Genomic DNA, 5,123 nt, shown 5'->3' with positions numbered 1-5,123 from the left:
CCCCCGCCCCCGCATGCCGCCGAGCCCCTGGTGGAGGGGTTCTTCGTCACGAAGATCGCGGGGCAGGGCGAGGCGCGCCGGCACCACCTGTTGGAGGAGCAGGCGCCGCGCCTGCCCCCCGCGGATGCGTCGCCGGAGCGCGATGAGCACCTGGGCATGCTGCCGCTGGACTACCAGGACGACGCGATGGTGCTGCTCGCGCGCGATCCGCACACGCTCTTCGTCCTCTGGGACTTCAGTGACGCCAGCCGGAAGCGGGCGCTCGACGGGTTGCCCTCGCCGCGCGCGGTGCTGAAGGTGTTCGACGGCGAGGGGATGTCGCGCGAGGTGGACTTCGCGCTGGAGTCGCGCAGCTTCTACCTGCTGGGCATGGCCCCGGGACGCACGTACCGGGTGGAGGCGCACTTCGTTGGCGCGGATGGTCGTTCGCGCCGCATCGGTCACTCGTCGAACCGGGCCACGCTGCCGCCGGCGGGACCGTCCTCGGATACGTCCATCCGGTTCCTGCACATGCCGCCCCTTCCCGTCGTGGCCCGTCCGCGCGCGGAGGAGGTCGTGGCGGTGCCCGCGCGAGCGCCGGAGGGTGCGGAGCGCGAGTACGTGACGTGGCGCCGGGTGTCGCTGCCGGGCAGCGCGGGCGTGCGGGACATCCCGGAGGTCCACCGCGAGCGCATCGCCGTGCCGCGTGCTCCGGGGGCTTCGGACCAGCGCTACGCGGACACGGCTCACTTGGAGAGCGCGCCGCGTGCTCCGGGTGCTTCGGACCAGCGCTATGAGGGAGCCGCTCCTGTTGGAGAGGTGACGCTCGGATGGTCCCCGACGCGTGCGCCGGGAGCTTCGGATCAGCGCTACCTGTCGGTGGAGCGTGCGCCGGGGGCTTCGGACCAGCGCTATGGAGAGGTCGCGGCGGGAGGGCACCGCTATCTGGAGGTGCCGCGCGCGCCGGGTGCTTCGGATCAGCGCTATGGACAGGGCCTGCTTCCGGGCGGTGTGTCGGAGTACCGCTACCTGGAGCTGGAGTCTCCCCGCGCCCCCGGTGCTTCGGATCAGCGCTACGTGGAGGGCGCGCGAGGGCAGGGTGCGTCGGATTCGCAGTACCTGACGGTGCCGCGCGCCGCTGGAGCATCGGATCAGCGCTACCTCACGGTGTCGTCCGTGCCCGGGGCTTCGGATCAGCAGTACCTGACGGTGCCTCGCGCGGCTGGGGCTTCGGATCAGCAGTACTTGAGCGCGGCGCGTGCGTCGGGCGCGTCGGATCAGCAGTACCTGACGGTGCCGCGTGCCTCGGGTGCGTCGGATCAGCAGTACGTGACGGCGACACGCGCGGCCGGTGCTTCGGACGCGCGCTACCTTGAGGATTCGCGGGCACGGGGAGCTTTGCCCTCGTCGCAAGGCGAGGTGCCGCGCCCGGCGAAGGGTTCGGGTGTTTCGGTGGGGGGCATTGAAGGCGCGAGCACGCCTTCAACGCCGGTGTTCGCCCAGGGTCCTCTCTCCGCTGACTCACGCGCGCAAGGGTCGGAGTCGCCGCGAGCGGCGGAACCCGAAGCTCCCAAGGATCCGTGGGCCTTGAGCGTGGCGCGTGGCCTGACCGCGTCCGAACAGCGGGCCCTCGACAGGGCACGAGAGGCTGCGGAGGCAGCGCGAGCGGCCCCACCGGCCCCCGTGCCGCCGAGTCCTCCGGCCCCGAAGGCCGAGGCCCCCGTGCCTCCGAGCGCACCGCCAGAGCCCTCCAAGAAAGCCCCGGACCCTTCATCTCCGGGCTCCCCGTCCGCTTCCTCCCGGTCCCGGCGCTCGCGCCGTGGACGTTCGTGAACCCGCACGGCCTCCTTGACTGACCTATGAGCCTGGGCTCCCTCGCGCTGGTCCTCCACGCGCATCTGCCTTTCGTCCGCCACCCCGAATACGAAGACTTCCTCGAGGAGGACTGGCTCTACGAGGCCATCTCCGAGACGTACCTGCCGCTCTTGCGCGTCTTCGACACGCTGGCCGAGGAGCGCATCCCGTACCGCGTGACGATGACGCTGTCGCCCACGCTCGTCACGATGCTCAACGACGACCTGCTGCGGGAGCGCTACGCGCGGCGGTTGGACCTGCTCTGCGAGCTGGGCGCCCGCGAGGTGCACCGCACCCGCGACGACCCCACCTTCCACCGGCTGGCCATCTTCCACCGCGACCACTTCGAGTCGCTGCGCCTTGCGTACCACAACCACTACCGGCGCGACCTCGTGGCAGCGTTCCGCCGGCTCCAGGACGCGGGAAATCTAGAGATCCTCACCTGCAACGCGACCCACGGCTTCCTGCCGCTGATGCAGCAGACGCCCGAGGCCGTGCGCGCCCAGGTGACGGTGGCGGCGAACCACTACCGCCAGAACTTCGGCCGCGACCCCGCCGGCATCTGGCTGGCCGAGTGCGGCTACTACCCGGGCCTGGAGCGCATCCTCTCCGCCGAGCGGATCCGCTACTTCTTCGTCGACACGCACGCCCTCACGGACGCCACGCCCCGTCCGCTGCACGGCCCCTACGCGCCCATCTTCACCGAGCCCGGCGTCGCCGCCTTCGCGCGCGACCCGGAGAGCAGCCAGCAGGTGTGGAGCACCGAGCACGGCTACCCCGGCGACCCCGTCTACCGCGAGTTCTACCGGGACATCGGTTGGGACCTGGACCTGGACTACATCCGGCCCTTCATCCAGCCCACCGGCGACCGCAAGAACACCGGCTTCAAGTACTTCCGCATCACCGGCAAGACGAACGACAAGCAGCCCTATGATCCGGCCGCCGCCCGCGAGCGCGCCTGGACGCACGCCGGCAACTTCCTCTTCAACCGCCAGCGCCAGTTCGAATACCTCGCGTCACGCATGGGCGGCCGCAAGCCCGTGGTCGTCGCCCCCTACGACGCGGAGCTCTTCGGCCACTGGTGGTTCGAGGGCCCGCACTTCATCGAGGCCCTCATCCGTCAGGCCGCGCGCGACCCGGCGCTGTTCACGCTCATCAGCCCCCTGGACGACCTGCGCGAGCACCCCGAGAACCAGGTGGCCACTCCGCCCCTGTCCTCCTGGGGCGCGGGCGGCTACGCGAATATGTGGCTCGACGGGAGCAACGACTGGATCTACCGCCACCTCAACCACTGCGCGAAGCAGATGGTGGAACTGGCCCGGGACTTCCCGGATGCGCCGTCCCTGTCGCGCCGGGCGCTGAACCAGGCCGCGCGCGAGCTGCTCCTCGCGCAGTCCTCCGACTGGGCCTTCATCATGAAGACCGGCACCATGGTGGACTACGCCGTGCGCCGCACGAAGGAGCACCTGCAGCGCTTCCTGCGCCTGCACGACCAGGTGCGCGCGGGCACCATCGACGAGTCGTGGCTGTCCCACGTCGAGGGTCGCAACAACCTGTTCCCCGAGCTGGACTATCGCGTCTATCGGCCTGGTTGAACGCTCCGGGAACAGGCGGGCTGGTTGGGAGTTGACCTCCCGCAAGCGGACGGTGTCGTTCCGGTTGCGGGGCCTCGTTTCCGCTTTAGCTTGAAAGAACCCATGACCCACACGTTCCCTCCGTTCCGTCGCAAGCTGGTGGCCGCCGTGCTGGTCCTCGTGTCGCCCGGGCTCGCGCTCGCGCAGGCACCGGCGCCGAAGCCGGCCGCACCGCAGACCCAGCAGGCGGCCTCCGGACAGGCCGGCAACCTGCAGCCCGCCACGCGCGAGGCGCAGTCCCTGTCCTCGCTGGCCCCCCTCGTGGACTCGGTGAAGTCCGCCGTCGTCAACGTGGACGTGCAGGCCCGGCCGGAGGTGCCGGAGGGCATGGAGGACAACCCGCTCTTCGACCGCTTCTTCGGTGGCAATGGTGGGAACGGTGGTCGGGGCGGCGGCCGCGGACGCAGCGAGCGCGAGCAGATCCGCCAGGGCGCCGGGTCCGGCTTCATCATCGACCCCAAGGGGCTGGTGCTCACCAACAACCACGTCATCGAGGACGCGGTCACCATCACCATCCGCCTGGATGACGGTCGCTCGTTCACGGGCGAGGTGGTGGGGCGCGACCCGCTCACCGACGTGGCCGTGGTGAAGATCAAGGAGAAGGTGGATCAGCTCCCCACCGTGAAGCTGGGCGACTCGGACGCGGTGCGCGTGGGTGACTGGGTGTTGGCCATCGGCAACCCGTTCGGCCTCGCGTCCAGCGTGAGCGTGGGCATCCTCTCCGCGCGCGCCCGCGAAATCGGCGCCAGCGCGTACGACGACTTCCTGCAGACGGACGCCGCCATCAACCCCGGCAACTCCGGCGGCCCGCTCTTCAACATGAAGGGCGAGGTGGTGGGCATCAACACCGCCATCGTCGGCGGCGGCACGGGCATCGGGTTCTCCGTGCCCAGCAACCTCATCAAGGCGCTCCTGCCGCAGTTGGAGAAGGCCGGCTCCGTCACGCGCGGCTGGCTGGGCGTGGGCATCCAGCCCCTCACGCGCGACCTGGCGCAGGCGCTGAAGCTGCCGGTGAACGAGGGCGCCATCCTCACGCAGATCAACCCCGGCTCCCCCGCGGCGAAGGCGGGGCTCAAGGCGGACGACGTGGTGGTCGCCGTCGACGGGCAGACGGTCCGCTCCGACAGCGAGCTCACCCGCATCGTGGCGCTCAAGAAGCCCAACAGCGTCACGACGCTCAGCCTCTTCCGCGAAGGCAAGAAGCAGGACGTCAAGGTGACGATGGGCACCCGGCCGGACCTGGAGGGTCTGTCCAAGAAGAAGCCAGAGGCGAACGACGAACAGGACAGCTCGCGCCGCGTGGGCGTGTCCCTCCAGGACCTGGATGCGCGCACCGCGTCCCAGGCGGGCTTCACCGAGCGCGCTGGAGCGCTCGTCACGGACATCGTCCCCGGCTCGCCCGCGGACCGCGCGCAGCTGGCCCCGGGCATGCTGGTGGTGGAGGTGAACCGCAAGCCCATCGCGAGCGCGAAGGAGCTGGCCGCGGTCATCCGCGCCGCGCCCGCGGGCAGCACGCTGCTGTTGCGCGTGGCCGGCCCCGGCGGTGGGCGACTGTTGCGCGCGTTGAAAATGCCCTGAAGGGCCGTGGGAGTTAACGAACGCAGATGAGCGTCAACTACGTCTCGCTGGGGGACAGCACGGCGGTGGGGGTAGGGG

3 protein-coding genes are annotated in these 5,123 nt (G+C 70.5%); all 3 read left to right on the top strand.

Annotated elements, in window-relative coordinates:
- Positions 1-1,812: DUF4912 domain-containing protein (locus D7V97_RS39700; protein ID WP_147445175.1), on the top strand; the 1,812-nt coding region annotated here is incomplete at its 5' end.
- A gap of 26 nt (positions 1,813-1,838) precedes the next feature.
- The gene (locus D7V97_RS39695) at positions 1,839-3,428 is read left to right on the top strand and encodes a glycoside hydrolase family 57 protein (protein WP_120615773.1); all 1,590 of its coding nucleotides are present in this window, start codon (positions 1,839-1,841) and stop codon (positions 3,426-3,428) included.
- Between the two features lie 102 nt (positions 3,429-3,530).
- Positions 3,531-5,045: a trypsin-like peptidase domain-containing protein gene (locus D7V97_RS39690; protein ID WP_120615772.1), complete on the top strand. Its 1,515-nt coding sequence runs from the start codon at positions 3,531-3,533 to the stop codon at positions 5,043-5,045.
- The last annotated feature ends 78 nt before the right edge of the window (positions 5,046-5,123 follow it).

It is taken from the genome of Corallococcus sp. CA053C (assembly GCF_003611675.1).
Taxonomy (GTDB): Bacteria; Myxococcota; Myxococcia; order Myxococcales; family Myxococcaceae; genus Corallococcus.
Note: the sequence above shows the minus strand (reverse complement) of the source record. Positions and strands in the feature narration are given on the sequence as shown.